This window comes from Pseudomonas kielensis, from assembly GCF_014236655.1.
Taxonomy (GTDB): Bacteria; Pseudomonadota; Gammaproteobacteria; order Pseudomonadales; family Pseudomonadaceae; genus Aquipseudomonas; species Aquipseudomonas kielensis.
Window position 1 is genome coordinate 38,489 of the sequence record NZ_JACMYG010000020.1, and the last position, 17,169, is coordinate 55,657.

The 17,169-nt window shown below is 61.9% G+C and carries 17 protein-coding genes; 10 read left to right on the forward strand and 7 right to left on the reverse strand.

Annotated elements, in window-relative coordinates; translation table 11 throughout:
- Positions 1-13: 13 nt before the first annotated feature.
- Positions 14-304, reverse strand: coding sequence for a c-type cytochrome (locus H7995_RS18235; RefSeq protein WP_166588956.1), 291 nt, complete (start codon positions 302-304; stop codon positions 14-16).
- A gap of 191 nt (positions 305-495) precedes the next feature.
- On the opposite strand from H7995_RS18235, the gene yihA reads away from it, so the two are divergent.
- On the forward strand, positions 496-1,137 hold the full coding sequence (gene yihA, locus H7995_RS18240) for a ribosome biogenesis GTP-binding protein YihA/YsxC (protein ID WP_166588955.1): 642 nt from the start codon (positions 496-498) through the stop codon (positions 1,135-1,137).
- A 299-nt stretch (positions 1,138-1,436) separates the two neighbouring features.
- Here yihA and polA read toward each other — a convergent pair whose 3' ends face one another.
- The gene (gene polA / locus H7995_RS18245) at positions 1,437-4,250 is read right to left on the reverse strand and encodes a DNA polymerase I (RefSeq protein ID WP_185818704.1); all 2,814 of its coding nucleotides are present in this window, start codon (positions 4,248-4,250) and stop codon (positions 1,437-1,439) included.
- 74 nt (positions 4,251-4,324) lie between these two features.
- Here polA and H7995_RS18250 point away from each other — a divergent pair, with 74 nt between their 5' ends.
- Positions 4,325-4,615 (forward strand): DUF2782 domain-containing protein, encoded by a 291-nt coding sequence (locus H7995_RS18250; RefSeq protein ID WP_166588953.1) that lies wholly within the window; start codon positions 4,325-4,327, stop codon positions 4,613-4,615.
- Between the two features lie 60 nt (positions 4,616-4,675).
- Entirely contained in the window at positions 4,676-5,626 is a 951-nt protein-coding gene (locus H7995_RS18255) for a homoserine kinase (protein WP_166588952.1), read from the forward strand.
- Between the two features lie 96 nt (positions 5,627-5,722).
- Here H7995_RS18255 and H7995_RS18260 read toward each other — a convergent pair whose 3' ends face one another.
- Complete coding sequence (locus tag H7995_RS18260; protein ID WP_371927765.1) at positions 5,723-6,652, reverse strand: zinc ABC transporter substrate-binding protein; 930 nt, start codon at positions 6,650-6,652, stop codon at positions 5,723-5,725.
- Positions 6,653-6,709: 57 nt separating this feature from the next.
- On the opposite strand from H7995_RS18260, the gene zur reads away from it, so the two are divergent.
- Genes zur through H7995_RS18280 form a run of 4 tightly spaced genes read left to right on the forward strand, consistent with a single transcriptional unit; the run spans position 6,710 to position 9,506 of the window.
- Positions 6,710-7,192, forward strand: coding sequence for a zinc uptake transcriptional repressor Zur (zur, locus tag H7995_RS18265; RefSeq protein ID WP_166588950.1), 483 nt, complete (start codon positions 6,710-6,712; stop codon positions 7,190-7,192).
- Positions 7,192-7,977, forward strand: coding sequence for a zinc ABC transporter ATP-binding protein ZnuC (znuC, locus tag H7995_RS18270; RefSeq protein ID WP_159992987.1), 786 nt, complete (start codon positions 7,192-7,194; stop codon positions 7,975-7,977). The genes zur and znuC overlap by 1 nt, the downstream gene beginning before the upstream one ends.
- A complete protein-coding gene (gene znuB / locus H7995_RS18275; RefSeq protein WP_166588949.1) occupies positions 7,970-8,758 on the forward strand; it encodes a zinc ABC transporter permease subunit ZnuB in 789 nt (262 codons plus the stop codon). Before znuC ends, znuB begins: the two co-directional genes overlap by 8 nt.
- Positions 8,759-8,795: 37 nt before the next feature.
- Positions 8,796-9,506 carry a PA5502 family lipoprotein gene (locus H7995_RS18280; RefSeq protein ID WP_182342970.1) on the forward strand — a complete coding sequence of 237 codons (711 nt, stop codon included), beginning with the start codon at positions 8,796-8,798 and terminating at the stop codon, positions 9,504-9,506.
- A gap of 57 nt (positions 9,507-9,563) precedes the next feature.
- Here H7995_RS18280 and katE read toward each other — a convergent pair whose 3' ends face one another.
- Positions 9,564-11,735, reverse strand: a complete 2,172-nt coding sequence (gene katE, locus H7995_RS18285) for a catalase HPII (RefSeq protein ID WP_185818705.1) — start codon at positions 11,733-11,735, stop codon at positions 9,564-9,566.
- A 231-nt stretch (positions 11,736-11,966) separates the two neighbouring features.
- On the opposite strand from katE, the gene H7995_RS18290 reads away from it, so the two are divergent.
- From H7995_RS18290 to H7995_RS18300, 3 genes are all read left to right on the forward strand, one after another.
- Positions 11,967-12,974, forward strand: a complete 1,008-nt coding sequence (locus tag H7995_RS18290) for a methionine ABC transporter ATP-binding protein (RefSeq protein ID WP_166588946.1) — start codon at positions 11,967-11,969, stop codon at positions 12,972-12,974.
- Positions 12,974-13,648, forward strand: a complete 675-nt coding sequence (locus tag H7995_RS18295) for a methionine ABC transporter permease (RefSeq protein ID WP_095165135.1) — start codon at positions 12,974-12,976, stop codon at positions 13,646-13,648. Before H7995_RS18290 ends, H7995_RS18295 begins: the two co-directional genes overlap by 1 nt.
- 62 nt (positions 13,649-13,710) lie before the next feature.
- Positions 13,711-14,484, forward strand: a complete 774-nt coding sequence (locus tag H7995_RS18300; protein ID WP_182342966.1) for a MetQ/NlpA family ABC transporter substrate-binding protein — start codon at positions 13,711-13,713, stop codon at positions 14,482-14,484.
- Positions 14,485-14,569: 85 nt separating this feature from the next.
- On the opposite strand, the gene H7995_RS18305 is transcribed toward H7995_RS18300, so the two are convergent.
- The 3 genes from H7995_RS18305 to H7995_RS18315 are packed head-to-tail and all read right to left on the reverse strand — an operon-like array spanning position 14,570 to position 17,168.
- On the reverse strand, positions 14,570-15,205 hold the full coding sequence (locus H7995_RS18305; RefSeq protein WP_166588944.1) for an SCO family protein: 636 nt from the start codon (positions 15,203-15,205) through the stop codon (positions 14,570-14,572).
- Entirely contained in the window at positions 15,202-16,101 is a 900-nt protein-coding gene (gene cyoE / locus H7995_RS18310) for a heme o synthase (protein WP_166588943.1), read from the reverse strand. The genes H7995_RS18305 and cyoE overlap by 4 nt, the downstream gene beginning before the upstream one ends.
- Positions 16,089-17,168, reverse strand: a complete 1,080-nt coding sequence (locus H7995_RS18315) for a COX15/CtaA family protein (protein WP_166588942.1) — start codon at positions 17,166-17,168, stop codon at positions 16,089-16,091. Before H7995_RS18315 ends, cyoE begins: the two co-directional genes overlap by 13 nt.
- Between the last annotated feature and the right edge of the window lies 1 nt (position 17,169).

Sequence of the window (17,169 nt, forward strand, 5' to 3'; positions counted from 1 at the left end):
TTATGGACCGGGATCACTCGCTCATCCACTGGATGATGGCCTGGTAATCCTCGGCACTGCAGTCCATGCACAAACCACGCGGCGGCATCGCCTTGAAACCCTGGGTCACGTGTTGCACCAGCGTCTCCATACCTTGCGCCAGTCTCGGCGTCCACGCCTGCTGGTCACCCTTTCGGGGCGCCGTGGGCAGTTGGCCGGAATGACAGGCTCCACAAACACGGTTGTACACAGCTTCCGGATCCTGTGTAGCCTGCGCGCCATATAGCGGCATCAAGACACCGGCAGCTAGCAGCCATTTCGTCATAAAACGACCTTTTCAGGGTTGAGAGCGTGCTGCGTTCTAATGCGCAATCAAGGTCAATCGCTCTCGTGAACTTCATCCTACGCTGGGACAAAGCGCACACAAAATCTGCGGCATTATATACTGGCGTCACTGAAACGGAAACGACGCTGCTCTTTGCGACCAATCTCGGCACCGCCCACATCGGAAATCCCATGCAACTCAAGAACCCCATCCTCGGTCTGTGCCAACAGTCCACCTTCATGCTCAGCGCTGCCAAAGTCGATCAATGCCCCGACGACGAAGGCTTCGAAGTGGCGTTCGCCGGGCGGTCCAACGCCGGTAAATCCAGTGCGCTGAACACCCTGACCCACGCCAGCCTGGCGCGTACCTCCAAGACGCCAGGGCGCACACAGCTGTTGAACTTCTTCAAACTAGACGAAGAACGGCGTCTGGTCGACCTTCCGGGCTACGGCTACGCAAAAGTACCGATCCCGCTGAAGCAGCACTGGCAGCGCCACCTGGAAGCCTACCTGGGCAGCCGTGAGAGCCTGAAGGGCCTGATCCTGATGATGGACATCCGTCATCCAATGACCGACTTCGACCTGCTGATGCTCGATTGGGCCGTCGCCAGCGGCATGCCGATGCACATTTTGCTGACCAAAGCCGACAAGCTGACCTATGGCGCAGCCAAAAATACCCTGCTCAAGGTCCAGGCGGAAATCCGCAAAGGCTGGGGCGATGCCGTGACCATCCAGCTGTTCTCGGCCCCCAAACGCCTGGGCTTGGAAGACGCCTACACTGTATTGGCAGACTGGATGGAGCTTGCGGACAAGGGCGCCGAGGCGGCCGAGTAAAAATCGCGGGCAAAAAAAACCCCGAATTTCATATGGGGAGGGAGAAATTCGGGGTTTAAGCTTCTGGACCGCTAGGGCGGGGTCCAGATATCTGCCAACACTTAACACAACATAGGAGCATCGAAGGGCTTCACCACCCATTCAGTAACTCTGAGTGGTGTTTCACGGGTTTAGTTCCTGGCTGCCACAAAATCGATTGGCAATAAGCCAACGAATTTTCCGACCTAAGCGCCATAAACCCCGCAATTGCCGCGACACTATGCCGCGGCGCTCCCTGCAAAAAATCGCGAAAAAATGGCTCAGTGAGCCTCATCCCAGTTGTTGCCGACGCCGACTTCCACCAAAAGTGGCACATCGAGGGTGGCCGCAGCGCTCATGTGCTGGCGAATTTCGTTGCGCACTTGATCGACCAGGTCCTCGCGAACTTCCAGCACCAATTCATCGTGCACCTGCAGGATCACCCGAGCGTCCAGCCCAGAACTCGCCAACCAGTTATCCACAGCCACCATGGCCTTCTTGATGATGTCCGCCGCCGTGCCTTGCATTGGCGCGTTGATCGCCGTGCGTTCGGCGCCGGCGCGCTCCTGCGGCTTGTTGGAGTTGATCTCCGGCAGGTACAGCCGGCGACCGAACAGCGTCTCGACATAGCCCTGCTCCGCCGCCTGGGCGCGGGTGCGATCCATGTATTCACGCACGCCCGGATAGCGCGCGAAATAGGTATCGATATAGGCCTTGGCAGTCTTGGTGTCGACGCCGATATCCTTGCCCAGCTTCTGCGCACCCATGCCGTAGATCAGGCCGAAGTTGATGGCCTTGGCGCTGCGGCGCTGCTCGGTGGTGACGTCTGCCAGCTCGACCCGGAACACTTCCGCAGCCGTGGCGGTGTGCACGTCCAGGTTGTTGCGGAAGGCATTGAGCAGGCCTTCATCGCGGGACAGGTGAGCCATGATCCGTAGTTCGATCTGCGAATAGTCCGCCGCCAGCAGCTTGTAGCCGCTCGGCGCGATGAACGCCTGACGGATACGTCGGCCTTCGGCGGTGCGCACTGGGATGTTCTGCAGATTCGGATCGCTGGAGGACAGCCGCCCGGTAGACGCCACCGCCTGGTGATAGGAGGTGTGGATGCGGCCGGTGCGCGGGTTGATCTGCTCAGGCAGACGGTCGGTATAGGTACTTTTCAGCTTGCTCATGGAGCGGTACTGCATCAGTACCTTGGGCAACTGGTAGTCCTCCTCCGCCAGCTTGGCCAGCACTTCTTCGGCGGTGGACGGCTGACCCTTGGCAGTCTTCTTCAACACCGGGTAGCCGAGTTTTTCGTAAAGAATCACCCCAAGCTGCTTGGGTGAGCCGAGGTTGAACTCTTCGCCGGCAATCTCGAAGGCTTCGCGCTCCAGCGCCACCAGCTTGTTGCCCAGCTCGACGCTCTGTTCGCCGAGCAGTTTGTCATCCACCAGCGCGCCCTGGCGCTCGATCCGCGCCAGCACGGGCACCAGCGGCATTTCGATATCGCTCAGGACACTGGCCAGGCTTGGGATAGCCGCCAGCTTTTCGTGCAGGGTCTGGTGCAGACGCAGAGTCACGTCGGCATCTTCGGCGGCATAAGGACCGGCCTGCTCCAGAGCGATCTGATCGAAGGTCAGTTGCTTGACGCCCTTGCCGGCGATGTCCTGGAAGCTGACCGTGGTGAGGCCCAGGTACTTCTGCGCCAGACTGTCCATGTCATGGCGAGTGGCCACGGAGTTGAGTACATAGGACTCGAGCATGGTATCGAAGGCAATTCCACGCACGGTGATACCGCACGCTTGATCGCCACCGATGGCGCAGTTGGCCAGGATGTTCATGTCGAACTTGGCGTGCTGGCCGACCTTGAGCTTGTGCTCATCCTCCAGCAGCGGCTTGAGGGCGCGTAGCACACTGTCGCGGTCCAGTTGCTGCGGCACGCCGATGTAGGAGTGAGTCAACGGGATGTAGGCTGCTTCATTGGCCCGCACCGCGAAGGACAGACCCACCAATTGGGCCTGCTGGGCGTCAATGCCAGTGGTTTCGGTATCGAAGGCGAACAGCTTGGCGTCGCTGAGTTTCTGCAGCCAGACCTCAAAACGCGCCTGATCGAGGATGGTTTCGTACTGCGCCTCAGTTGGCGCCGGCTCTTCAACGGCTACGTCCGTCTCGACCGCACTCAGCAGATCGGTCGCGGGCTCCGGTTGGGCCGCAGCCGCCAGCTCGACGCGCTTGGCATCGCGCTGCAACTCGTCGGACCAGCTTTTGAACTCGAGCAAGGCATACAGCTCGGCCAGCTTGTCGCGGTCCGGCTCGCGCAAGTGCAGGTCGTCCAGGCCCACGTCCAACGGTACATCGACCTTGATGGTCGCCAGTTGGTAGGACAGAAACGCCATGTCCCGATGCTCTTCGAGCTTGGCCGGCAGTGTCTTGGCGCCACGAATCGGCAGGCTCGGGACAATATCGAGCTGTGCGTAAAGTTCGGTCAGACCGCCGTTCACCCCAACCAACAGGCCGGATGCGGTCTTGGGTCCAATCCCCGGGACCCCGGGAATGTTGTCGGAGGAATCGCCCATCAGCGCCAGGTAGTCGATGATCTGCTCGGGAGCGACACCGAATTTCTCCTTCACGCCAGCCACGTCCATCGAACTACCGGTCATGGTATTGACCAAGGTAATGTGCCCGTCGACCAGTTGCGCCATGTCCTTGTCGCCCGTGGAAATCACCACCGGGCGCTCAGCGGCCGCGCTGCTGCGGGCCAGCGTGCCGATCACATCGTCCGCTTCGACGCCTTCGACGCACAGCAGCGGGAAGCCCAGGGCGATCACACTCTGGTGCAGCGGCTCGATCTGCACACGCATGTCGTCCGGCATGCTTGGACGGTTGGCTTTGTATTCGGCGTACATGTCATCGCGAAAGGTCCCACCCTTGGCGTCGAACACGACGGCGAACGGGCTGTCCGGGTACTGCTTGCGCAGACTCTTGAGCATGTTCAGCACGCCCTTGACCGCTCCGGTCGGCAGGCCTTTGGAAGTGGTCAGCGGTGGCAGCGCGTGAAAGGCGCGGTACAGGTATGAAGAACCGTCCACCAGGACGAGGGGGGCTTGGCTCATGAGCAGGATCAACCTTTTCGGCGGGTCCGGCGCTAGAATAGCGGGACCGTTGACGACAAAGGGACAAGGTTATCATGCGCACACTCAATCGCCTGTTGCTGGCTGGCTTGTTTAGCTTCATTCCATTGGCCGCCATGGCGGCAGATGATGCCCCAACGCCAGAGCCGCAAGTCACCATCCGCACGGAAGGCGACAAAACCATCCAGGAGTACCGCCAGAACGGCTTCCTGTATGCGATCAAGGTCACACCGAAGGGCGGCGTTCCGTATTTCCTGGTGCGCGCAGACGGCACGGATGCCAATTTCATCCGCTCGGATCAGCCCGATATGCTGATTCCGGCGTGGAAGATCTTTGAGTGGAAGTAGTTTCTTAACTTTAATCGGCGCTGGCTTGATCGCCGCGCCCGAACTGAGCAGTTTTTAACCATGTCTGTGTTCACCCCCCTGGCTCGGCCCGAGCTGGAAACCTTTCTCGCCCCTTATGGGCTCGGCCGCCTGCTTGATTTCCAGGGGATTGCCGCTGGTAGCGAAAACACCAATTTCTTCATCAGCCTGGAACAGGGCGAGTTCGTCCTGACCCTGGTCGAGCGCGGCCCCGTGCAGGAAATGCCGTTCTTCATCGAACTGCTGGACGTACTGCACAACGCCAACCTGCCGGTGCCCTACGCCCTGCGCACCACCGACGGCATCGCCTTGCGCGAGCTGGCCGGCAAACCTGCGCTCTTGCAGCCACGGCTGGCGGGCAAGCACATCAAGGTGGCCAACGCCCAGCACTGCGCGCAAGTCGGCGAGTTGCTGGCGCACCTGCACCTGGCGACCAAGGACCAGATGATCAAGCGCAAGACCGATCGCGGCCTGGACTGGATGCTCGAAGAAGGCACGCAGTTGCTCTCGCACCTGGGTGACGACTCGCGCCAGCTGCTGCAGCGCGCCCTGGACGAGATCATCGAGCAGAAGGCGAAAATCCTCGCCTTGCCACGAGCCAACATCCACGCCGACCTGTTTCGCGACAATGCCATGTTCGAAGGCACTCACCTGACCGGGCTGATCGACTTCTACAACGCCTGCTCGGGCCCGATGCTCTATGACGTGGCCATCGCCCTGAACGACTGGTGCTCGGACGACGATGGCCTGATCGACGGCCCGCGGGCGCGAGCCCTGCTCGGGGCCTATGCGGCGCTGCGACCATTCAGTGCTGCCGAGGCCGAACTGTGGCCGACCCTGCTGCGTGTGGCCTGTGTACGGTTCTGGCTGTCACGCCTGATCGCTGCGGAGTCCTTTGCCGGACAAGACGTGCTGATTCACGATCCAATGGAGTTCGAGCAGCGTCTGGCCCAGCGCCAGCAGGTCAGCACGCCGTTGCCGTTCGCGCTTTAAAGGCTTCGCGGGCAAGCCTCGCTCCTACGCAGAGCAATACCTGCGCTTGTAGGCGCTAGGCTTGCCCGCGCTGGGATCGCCGCATACCCCGGCGTTTTACAGCGACTCCAGGCACCCTGCCAGGTCATTACCCAGCTTCTCCAGCACCTGCTCATAACCCTGGGCAGTGGCTGGCGTATAGCCGCCGAGTGCATCCAGCTCGGCCAGTTTCACCGGCAAACCGGCCACCAGGGTCTCGGCCAGGCGCGGGCGCAGTGGTGGTTCGCTGAATACGCAGGTCTTGCCCACCGTCTGCAGACGCGTACGCATCGCCGCCACATGCTGGGCACCGGGCTGCACTTCGGCGGCCACGCTGAATACACCTGCATGCTTGAGCCCGTAGGCGTCTTCGAAATAGTCGAACGCTTCGTGGAACACGAAGTAAGGCTTGCCTTCGACCAACGCCAGGCGTGCTTTCAAGCGCAGGTCCAGGGCATCGAGGCGCTCATCGAAGGCTTTCAGGTTGCTTTGATAACGCGGGGCATTGGCCGGATCGGCGGCACTCAGGTCGGTCGCGATTTTCGCCGCAATTACCCGCGCATTCACCGGCGATAACCACAGGTGGGCATCGAGGCTGCCAGGGCGATGATCGTGATCGTGCTCGTCGGCCTCCTCGGCGTGGGAGTGATTGTCCTCGGCAAAATGGCGCAGCGTCAGGCCTGGCAGCGTCTGCAGGGCCACCGATGGCAAGTTGCGCCCCTTGAGGACCCGAGGCAGGAAACCTTCCATGTCCGGGCCGATCCAGTACAGCAGGTCTGCCGACTGCACGCGCCGTACGTCGGAAGGTCGCAAGGCATAGTTATGGGGTGAAGCGCCCGGTGGCAGCAGGACTTCCGGCACACCCAGGCCGTCCTGCACCGCAGCGGCTATCAGCTGTACCGGCTTGATACTGGTCAGGACCCTGACTTCGGCGTGAGCAGCGTTGATCGTGAAGAAACTGGCAGCAAATGTGACAAGGATGGCAAAAACTCTGGACACGATGACCACTCAAAGAGACGAGAACGGGTAATATAATAACGTCTCTCACAATATTCGTCGCCGCTCATGCCTAAAACACCGCTTGCCAGTCGTCCCCACGACCACTCCCATTGCGTGCACACCGCGCTGTCCGAGGCTGATGCGATCTGCGCACGCCAGGGCCTGCGGCTGACCGCATTGCGCCGGCGGGTGCTGGAATTGGTGTGGCAAAGCCACAAGCCGCTGGGTGCCTACGACATCCTGGCAGTGCTCAGTGAGCAGGACGGCCGCCGCGCCGCGCCGCCCACCGTGTACCGCGCCCTGGACTTCCTGCTGGACAACGGCCTGGTGCATCGCATCTCGTCACTCAACGCCTTCGTCGGCTGCAACCACCCGGGGCACGCCCACCAGGGCCAGTTCCTGATCTGCCGGGAATGCCACGCGGCCATCGAGCTGGAACAGAAATCCATCAGCGACAGCATCATCCACAGCGCCGGTGAAGTCGGCTTTGTGGTCGAAGGCCAGACAGTTGAAGTGGTCGGTCTCTGTTCGGGTTGCCAGGGGGCTTGATGAGCACTGCGTTGATCCGCCTGGAACAGGTGACGGTGACCTTTGCCGGGCAAAACGTGCTGGACAACATCCAGCTCAGCGTCGAGCCGGGGCAGATCGTCACCCTGATCGGCCCCAACGGTGCCGGCAAAACCACCCTGGTGCGCGCCGTGCTCGGCCTGCTCAAGCCCGACAGCGGCAGTGTGTGGCGCAAGCCGAAGCTGCGGGTCGGCTACATGCCGCAAAAACTCCACGTCGACCCAACCCTGCCACTGTCGGTCCTGCGCTTTCTGCGCCTGGTGCCCGGCGTGGACCGGGCGCGCGCCCTGGCCGCACTCAAGGAAGTCGGTGCCGAACAGGTGATCGACAGCCCGGTGCAGAGCGTCTCCGGCGGTGAAATGCAGCGCGTACTGCTGGCCCGGGCGCTGCTGCGCGAGCCGCAACTGCTGGTGCTCGACGAGCCGGTCCAGGGTGTCGATGTCGCCGGGCAGGCCGAGCTGTACAGCTTGATCACCCGCCTGCGCGACCGTCACGGCTGCGGCGTGCTGATGGTCTCCCACGACCTGCACCTGGTGATGAGCACCACCGATCAGGTGGTCTGCCTCAATCGCCATGTCTGCTGCTCCGGCCACCCGGAGCAGGTCAGCGGCGACCCGGCATTTGTCGAGCTGTTCGGCAAAAACGCGCAAAGCCTGGCGATCTATCACCACCATCACGATCATGCCCACGACCTGCACGGTTCGGTCGTCAGCGCGGCACCCGCCGCTCATACCCACGTTCACGGAGATGGCTGCAAGCATGGCTGATTTTCTGTTGTATGCCCTGCTCGCAGGCCTGGCCCTGGCCGTCGTGGCTGGCCCTCTGGGATCGTTCGTGGTCTGGCGGCGCATGGCCTATTTCGGCGACACCCTGTCCCACGCGGCCTTGCTTGGCGTGGCCCTAGGCTTCTTGCTGGATGTCAGCCCGACCATCGCCGTCACCGTCGGCTGCCTGTTGCTGGCCGTGCTGCTGGTGACCCTGCAACAGCGTCAACCACTGGCCTCCGACACCTTGCTGGGGATTCTTGCGCCCAGCACCCTCTCTCTGGGCCTGGTGGTACTAAGCTTCATGCATGAAGTGCGGATTGACCTGATGGCCTACCTGTTCGGCGACCTGCTGGCGATCAGCCCCGGCGACCTGGCCTGGATCCTCGGCGGCAGTGCGGCTGTCCTGCTGTTGCTGGTGGCGCTGTGGCGACCCTTGCTGGCCATTACCGTGCACGAGGAGCTGGCCAGGGTCGAAGGCCTACCCGTGGCGGCATTGCGCCTGACCTTGATGCTGTTGATTGCCGTGGTAATCGCGGTAGCGATGAAAATCGTTGGGGTGTTGTTGATCACCTCACTGCTGATCATTCCAGCGGCTGCGGCACAACGCCACGCCCGCTCGCCTGAGCAAATGGCCTTGGGTGCTAGCTTGCTGGGTATACTCGCGGTCTGCGGTGGCCTGGCGCTGTCGTGGTTCAAGGACACGCCGGCCGGCCCCTCGATTGTGGTCGCTGCCGCCGCGCTGTTTCTGCTGAGTTTTGTCCTGCCCCGCCGAGGGGTGTAGACTTGCTCGTTTTTTGCGCAATCAGAGAGTCGCAGGAATGAAGCCGTTCGCCTCCCGTTATCTGCTCCTTGTTGCATTTTTGCTGCTGGGCGCCTGCCAAAGCACGCCGCCTGCGCCCGAAGTCCCGGACGCGCGGGCGACAGCGATTGCCCAGCTGGAACAAAGCCTGGCCAGCAACGAACTGGCCACCGCTGAAGGTCAACTGGCAGCCTTGCAGGCGCAATCGCCCAACGACCAGTCCCTGGAGCAATACCAGCGCCAATTGGCCGAAGCCTATTTGCAGCGCAGCCAGATCGTCCTGCAAAAGGGTGATGTCAACGCCGCAGCCACTGCCCTCAGCCGCGCACGAGTGCTGATGCCCAAGGCGCCAGCACTGACCGGTGGCGTCAACGGCGCCATTACCGAGGCCCGTAAAGCCGAGCTGGAAAAAGCCGAGGCCGCCCTCCTGGCTGCCGCCGCCAAGCCCCAGGCCAAGGTCATCGACCCAACCGCCGAAAGCACCACCGTGGCACTGAACATCACCGATAGCCGGCAACTTCGGCGTCAACTGGACGCGATTGCCGCCGATGTAGTGAATTACCAGTGTGACGTCAGCATCCAGGCACCCCGCACTCAGGACTACCCGTGGCTGGCCACTTTGCTGAGCAAGCGGGTGAAGAAACTCGACCCCGATTTTGACCTGAAGATCGAGCGGCAGATCCTGCGCCACATTCCGGCGCAAATGGTCCTGGCGCCCCGCAAAGACTGATATCGCCGTTCGCTGGCGAGCCGCAAGCGGGTTCGTCAGCGAACGTGATCTTTTTGCCTAAGCCGGCACCGCCTTGGCCTTCGCCTCACGGTCCCACACCCGATGTTGCCCGATCGCGGCAAAGAACCCCTTGGTCAAACTGGCACCCGCGCCCACCACCAGCCCGGCATCCGCCTGCAGTTTCAACACATCGAGCAATTGTTTGGCCTCGCCCTGCAGCGCGATCGCCTTGAGGTGCTTGTACGCCTCCAACAGGTAGTGCAACGCCACGCCATCGGTACTCAACGCCTTGATTGACGCCGCGCCACCCGGCACGAACACCGCATCGAAGGCCACCGACGGCAACCCTTCCATGGACCCATCCACCGGCAGGCTTTTGCCATCCGCGGTTTTCACGGGCGCCGACGTCGGCCCCAACAGCTTGGCGTGCGCGCCCTCGGCCTTCAGGGCTTTTTTCATCGCATCGATCGCCGCACCATCGACGCCGTTGGCCGCCAGAATCGCAACTTTGCGAGTCTTGATATTTTCCGGCAACAAATTTGCCTGACTGAGCGCAGGGGAGCGCTCCAGCGCGGTTTTGCGCACTGGCACCGTGCCCGCCTTGGGTGCCGGCAGGCCGAGGTTCTGCGCCACACGCCCCGCCAGATCCAGGTCGATGTTAGCGAGGATTTCATTGACCTCCCGCGCCCGGATGAACTCACGCTCGACCTTGCCCAGTTCGAAGCTGTAGGCGGCGATGATGTGCTCCTGCTCGTGCGTGCTCATGCTGTGGAAGAACAGCCGGGCCTGGGAGAAGTGATCGCTGAAGGATTCGCTGCGCTGGCGGATCTTGTTGGCGTCGATACGCTCGGGGTAGCTCTCGAAGCCGCCATCGCTGGCCGCCGCCGGGGTTTCTTGCGGCCAGCCGCCATCGATGGAGTTCGGCTCATAGGCCGCCCGTCCCTTGTCGATGGTGGTGCGGTGCAACGCATCACGCTGGCCGTTGTGAAACGGGGCGATCGGGCGATTGATGGGTATCTCGTGAAAGTTCGGTCCGCCGAGTCGGCTGATCTGCGTGTCGGTGTAGGAAAATAGCCGGCCTTGCAGCAACGGGTCATTGGAGAAATCGATCCCCGGCACGATATGCCCAGGGCAGAACGCAACCTGTTCGGTTTCGGCGAAAAAGTTGTCCGGGTTGCGGTTGAGCACCATTTTGCCGAGCGGGGTGATCGGCACCAACTCCTCGGGAATCAGCTTGGTGGGGTCGAGAATGTCGAAATCGAAGGCATGCTCGTTTTCCTCCTCGATGACTTGAACCCCCAGTTCCCACTCGGGGTAGTCGCCCATCTCGATGGCGTCCCACAGGTCGCGGCGATGATAGTCGGTGTCTTTGCCCGCAAGTTTCTGGGCTTCGTCCCACACCAGCGAGCAGGTGCCTGCGGTGGGGCGCCAGTGGAACTTCACAAAACGCGACTTCCCGGCCGCATTGATCAGGCGGAAGGTGTGGACGCCAAAGCCCTGCATGCTGCGCAGGCTTTTGGGAATCGCCCGATCGGACATGGCCCAGATCACCATGTGCGCCGACTCCGGCTGCAACGAAACAAAATCCCAGAACGTATCGTGCGCCGAACCACCGGTCGGTATTTCGTTGTGCGGTTCGGGTTTTACGGCGTGGACGAAGTCGGGAAACTTGATGGCGTCCTGGATGAAAAATACCGGCATGTTGTTGCCGACCAGGTCGAAGTTGCCTTGCTCGGTGAAGAACTTCACGGCGAACCCACGCACATCCCGCACGGTATCGCCGGAGCCACGCGGGCCCTGCACCGTAGAAAATCGCACGAACACCGGAGTTTTATGCCCGGGGTCCTGTAGGAAACCGGCCTTGGTCAGCTCGGCGTGGTTCTCGTAACTCTGAAAGAAGCCATGGGCCCCGGTACCCCGGGCATGCACGATGCGCTCGGGAATCCGCTCATGGTCAAAGTGGGTAATCTTTTCCCGCATGATGAAGTCTTCGAGCAGCGAAGGCCCGCGCGCGCCAGCCTTCAGGCTATTCTGGTTGTCGGCGACCTTGACCCCCTGATTGGTGCGCAGCGCCTGCTCGCTGGCGTCCGAACGAAAGGCTTCCAGGCTTTGCAGCTTGGCGTTGCTGTTGGCGCGGTCCAGGGTATCGGTGCCGGCCAGTTGGCTCTTGCCGGCGTCAGGTTTTTTGGTACTCATCAGTGCTGAACTCCTCGATGGGGATTCGCGCATAGGGCGAGATCCATGAGCTAAGTCCCCAGGCACGGTCCCGGGTGTTTTTCAGTGCTGAAGTAGTGACTGACGTGGAATCGGGCCGTTCCTTTTTTATGACCTTTGATCGCGTTATTGCCAAATGAAAGGATGAATACGAAATAAATGCTAAGAACCTCTATACGGACAGGCTAAAATGCGCGCCCGGCTAACCGCTGATCCTTTTCTAACGCGCCCCACAAGGTTCGCTACGTGATCGAGTTTCAAAACGTCCATAAAACCTACCGCGTTGCCGGTAGGGATATTCCCGCCCTGCACCCGACCAGTCTGACGATTGAGAACGGCCAGGTGTTTGGCCTGATCGGCCATTCCGGCGCGGGAAAAAGTACCCTGCTGCGTCTGATCAACCGCCTGGAAGACTCCAGTGGCGGCAAGATCTTCGTCGATGGCGAGGAAGTCACTGCGCTGGACGCCAATGCGCTGCGCCGTTTCCGTCAGCAAGTCGGGATGATCTTCCAGCACTTCAACCTGCTGGCCTCCAAGACGGTGGCCGACAACGTGGCGCTGCCACTGACCCTGGCCGGTGAACTGTCACGCGCCGACATCGACCGGCGCGTGGCCGAGTTGCTGGCGCGGGTGGGCCTGTCCGACCACGCCAGAAAGTACCCGGCGCAGTTGTCCGGTGGCCAGAAGCAGCGCGTAGGCATCGCCCGCGCCCTGGCAACCAAGCCGAAGATCCTGCTGTGCGACGAGGCCACCAGTGCCCTGGACCCGCAAACCACGGCGTCGGTCCTGCAACTGCTGGCCGAGATCAACCGTGAGCTGAATCTGACCATCGTGCTCATCACCCACGAAATGGACGTGATTCGCCGGGTCTGCGACCAGGTGGCCGTGATGGACGCTGGCGTGATCGTCGAACAAGGCCCGGTGGCCCAGGTGTTCCTGCACCCCAAGCACCCGACCACCAAGCGCTTCGTCCAGGAAGACGAGCAAGTCGATGAAAGCGAACAGCGCGATGACTTCGCCCACGTACCGGGCCGCATCGTGCGCCTGACCTTCCAGGGCGAAGCCACCTACGCGCCGCTGCTGGGCACCGTTGCCCGCGAAACGGGGGTGGACTACAGCATCCTCGCCGGCCGCATCGACCGCATCAAAGACGTCCCTTACGGGCAACTGACCCTGGCCATCACGGGCGGTGACATGGAAGCGGCCTTTGCCCACTTCACCGCAGCCGATGTCCACATGGAGGTGCTGCGCTAATGGAACTGCTGACAAGTTTCTTCGCCAATATCGACTGGTATGAAATCTGGCTGGCCACCGGCGACACCCTGCTGATGCTCGGTGGCTCGCTGCTGTTCACCGTCTTGCTGGGCCTGCCACTGGGCGTGCTGTTGTTCCTGTGCAGCCCGCGCCAGTTGCTTGAAGCCAAGGGCGTCTACGCGCTGCTGTCGCTGATCGTCAACATCCTGCGCTCGCTGCCGTTCATCATTCTGCTGATTGTGATGATCCCGTTCACCGTACTGATTACCGGCACCTCGCTGGGGGTCGGCGGCGCGATCCCGCCGCTGGTGGTGGGTGCCACGCCATTCTTTGCGCGGCTGGTGGAAACCGCCCTGCGTGAAGTTGATCGCGGCATCATCGAAGCGACCCAGGCCATGGGCGCCAGCACCCGTCAGATCATCACCAATGCCTTGCTGCCGGAAGCGCGCCCAGGCATCTTTGCGGCGATCACGGTGACGGCCATCACACTGGTGTCCTACACGGCGATGGCCGGTGTGGTCGGCGCCGGTGGCCTGGGTGACCTGGCGATCCGCTTCGGTTACCAACGCTTCCAGACGGACGTGATGGTAGTGACCGTGGTGTTGCTGCTGGTGCTGGTCCAGGTGCTGCAAACCGTCGGCGATAAGCTGGTGGTGCACTTTTCCCGAAAATAAATGCAATCGCCGGCATCACGCTGGCAGGCGCCCGAAAGGGCGCTTCACAAGGAGTTTGCCGGATGAAAAAACTACTCGTCGCGTTCGCTGCCGTTGCCGCGTTCTCTGCCCAGGCCGCCGAAACCCTGACCGTGGCCGCCAGCCCGGTGCCGCATGCGGAAATCCTTGAGTTCGTGAAGCCGACCCTGGCCAAGGAAGGCGTGGACTTGAAGGTCAAGGTCTTCACCGACTACGTGCAACCCAACGTACAGGTCGCGGAAAAACGCCTGGACGCCAACTTCTTCCAGCACCAGCCGTACCTCGATGAATTCAACAAGGCCAAGGGTACTCACCTGGTGAGCGTGGCGGGCGTGCACATCGAGCCGCTGGGCGCTTACTCCAGCAAGTTCAAGACCCTGGCCGATCTGCCTGGCGGCGCCACCGTGGTCATCCCGAACGACGCCACCAACGGCGGCCGCGCCCTGTTGCTGCTGGACAAGGCTGGCGTGATCAAGCTGAAGGACTCGACCAACATCCTGTCGACCGTCAAGGACATCGCCGAGAACAACAAGGGCCTGAAATTCCGCGAACTGGAAGCGGCGACCATCCCGCGCGTCCTGACCCAGGTCGACCTGGCGCTGATCAACACCAACTACGCCCTGGAAGCCAAGCTGGACCCGTCCAAGGACGCGCTGACCATCGAAGGCAAGGACTCGCCTTACGTGAACATCCTGGTGGCGCGTGAAGACGACAAGAACAGCGATGCCATGAAGAAGCTGGTAGCGGCCCTGCACACTCCAGAAGTGAAAGCCTTCATCCTGGAGAAGTACAAAGGCGCGGTACTGCCAGCGTTCTGAGCTGAAGTCACACGGTAAACAAAAGGGGCGCATTGATTGCGCCCCTTTTTTGTGCCCAAAACACTCGCCCTTGCGGGGGCGGGTGTCACTGCCGCTTGAGCATCACCGGCAATTGCGCCACCAGCTTCGCGTTGTTCAGCGGCGCGCGGATGAAGCCACGCTGGGTGCCGTCCGGGCCGATGACGGCGAGGTTGCCGCTGTGGTCGACGGTGTAGTTGGGCTTGCTGGTATCCGCCGGGATGAACGGAATACTCACCGCGTTGGCGACTTTTTGCAGCTCCTCGACCGAAGTCGGGGTCAGGCCGATGAATTGCGGATCGAAGTAGCCCAGGTACTGCTTGAGCTGCTGGGGGGTATCGCGATGGGGGTCGACGCTGACCAGGATGATCTGCAACTTGTCGACCGCATCCGCCGGTAGCTCGCTCTTGATCTGCCGCAACTGGGCCAGGGTGGTCGGGCAGATGTCCGGGCAGAAGGTGTAGCCGAAGAACAGCAGGCTCCATTTGCCTTTCAACTCGTTGACCATCACCGGCTGGCCATCCTGGTTGGTCATCTGCAGGGCAGGCAAGGTGCGGCTTTGCGGCAGCAGGATGATACCGGCGTCGATCAGCGCAGTCGGGTCGCCCTGGCCTTTGCCGGACAGTACCTTGTTGATGGTCAGCCCCAGGACCAGCGCGATCAGGGCAACAAGGATGAAGACGGTTTTCTGGGTTCGAGTCATAGGTTCAACATTAGGTAATGGTCTACGAGCAGGGCGATAAACAGCAGGAACAAGTAGTAAATAGAGTACTTGAAGGTGTTGATCGCCGCGTGCGGCCGAGTGCCACGGTACAGCACCACGGCCCATTGCAGAAACCTCGCACCCAGCCCCAGTGCACAGGCCAGGTACAGCAGGCCGCTCATGTGGATCACGTACGGCATCAGGCTCACCGCCAACAGCACGCAGGTGTAGAGCAGGATGTGGACCTTGGTGTAGTGCTCGCCATGAGTCACCGGCAACATCGGGATATCGGCCTTGGCGTACTCCTCCTTGCGGTGGATTGCCAGCGCCCAGAAGTGTGGCGGGGTCCAGGCGAAGATGATCAGCACCAGCAGCAGAGGCTCTGCGCTGATGTGCCCGGTGGTGGCAACCCAGCCGAGCAAGGGTGGGGCGGCACCGGCCAGGCCGCCAATGACGATGTTCTGCGGCGTCGCACGCTTGAGGAAGCCGGTGTAGATCACCGCATAACCCAGCAAGGAGGCGAGGGTCAGCCAGGCCGTCAACGGATTGGTGAACGCCAGCAGCAACGCCTGGCCACTCAGCGCCAGGACCAGGGCGAAGGTCAGCGCCGCAGCGGGTGACACCCGGCCTTCGGCCAGCGGCCGCTTATGGGTGCGGGCCATGACCGCATCGATCCGTCGGTCCACCACATGATTGACCGCCGCCGCGCCCCCGGCACACAAGGCGATGCCCAGGTTACCGAACACCAGCACAGTCCAGGGCACGCCCGCACGGGTGGCGAGGAACATGCCGACCAGCGAGGTGATCAGCATCAATACCACCACCTTGGGCTTGGTCAGCTCCAGGTAGTCGCGCCAGATCGCCTGGCTGGGCCGTTCGCCAATCAGAGTCGCCATGGCATTTCTCCTTTTATTGTTATGGGCCCGGCCGCAGGTTTACGGGGGCTGAAGCGCCAGCGTCGCAGCGTCGGCTGCTTGACCCGGACCAGACTGGTTCGGGCGTGATAGTTGACCAGCACCAGACACAGCAACAACGCCGCGCCACCAGCGTTGTGGGCCACGGCGACCGGCAGGGGCAGATGGAACAGCACGTTGCTGATGCCCAGGCTGATTTGCGCCGCCAGGGCCACCAGCACCAGGCCGGCGAGGCGGGTCATGCCGACCCCCTTCAGTTGCCAGGCCAGGCCCAGCAACACCAGGGTCACCAGCAAGGCACCGATCCGGTGAGTGAGGTGGATGGCCGTGCGCGCATCGCTGTCCAACTGCCCGCCCAGGTAGTTGGGGCCAATGTGTTGGGTCAGGTGAAAGCCGTTGGCGAAATCTGCCGGTGGCAGCCACTGGCCATGGCAGGTCGGGAAGTCGATACAGGCCACCGCTGCGTAGTTGGAACTGACCCAGCCCCCCAGGGCGATCTGCCCGATCACCAGCAACAGACCGGCCGTTGCCCAGTACTGCAGGCGGCGCGGCACGATCAACGCCGGCAGCACCCCGGACAAGCGCAAGGTCAACAGAAACAGCAGGCTCAAGGTGGCAAACCCGCCGAGCAGATGCCCAGTCACCACCTGTGGCCAGAGCTTGAGCGTCACCGTCCACATGCCGAAGGCGGCCTGGGCAAATACCACCACCAACAGGAACAACGGCAGCTTCAAGGGTTGGTCGGGATGCCGGCGGTGGGTCCAGGCGCGAGCCGCCAGCAGCACGATCAGCAGGCCCAGGGTGCCGGCGAAGTAGCGGTGGATCATCTCGTTCCAGCCCTTGTGGGCTTCCACCGGGGTGTCGGGAAAATGCAGTTCGGCATGCGCCAGTTGGGCTTCGCTTTTCGGCACGCTGATAAAGCCGTAGCACCCTGGCCAGTCCGGGCAGCCCAGGCCAGCGTGGGTCAGCCGGGTGTAGGCACCCAGCAACACGACAATCAGTGCCAGCAGGGTGGCAAACAGCGCAAGGCGAAATCCAGGTTTGGCCATG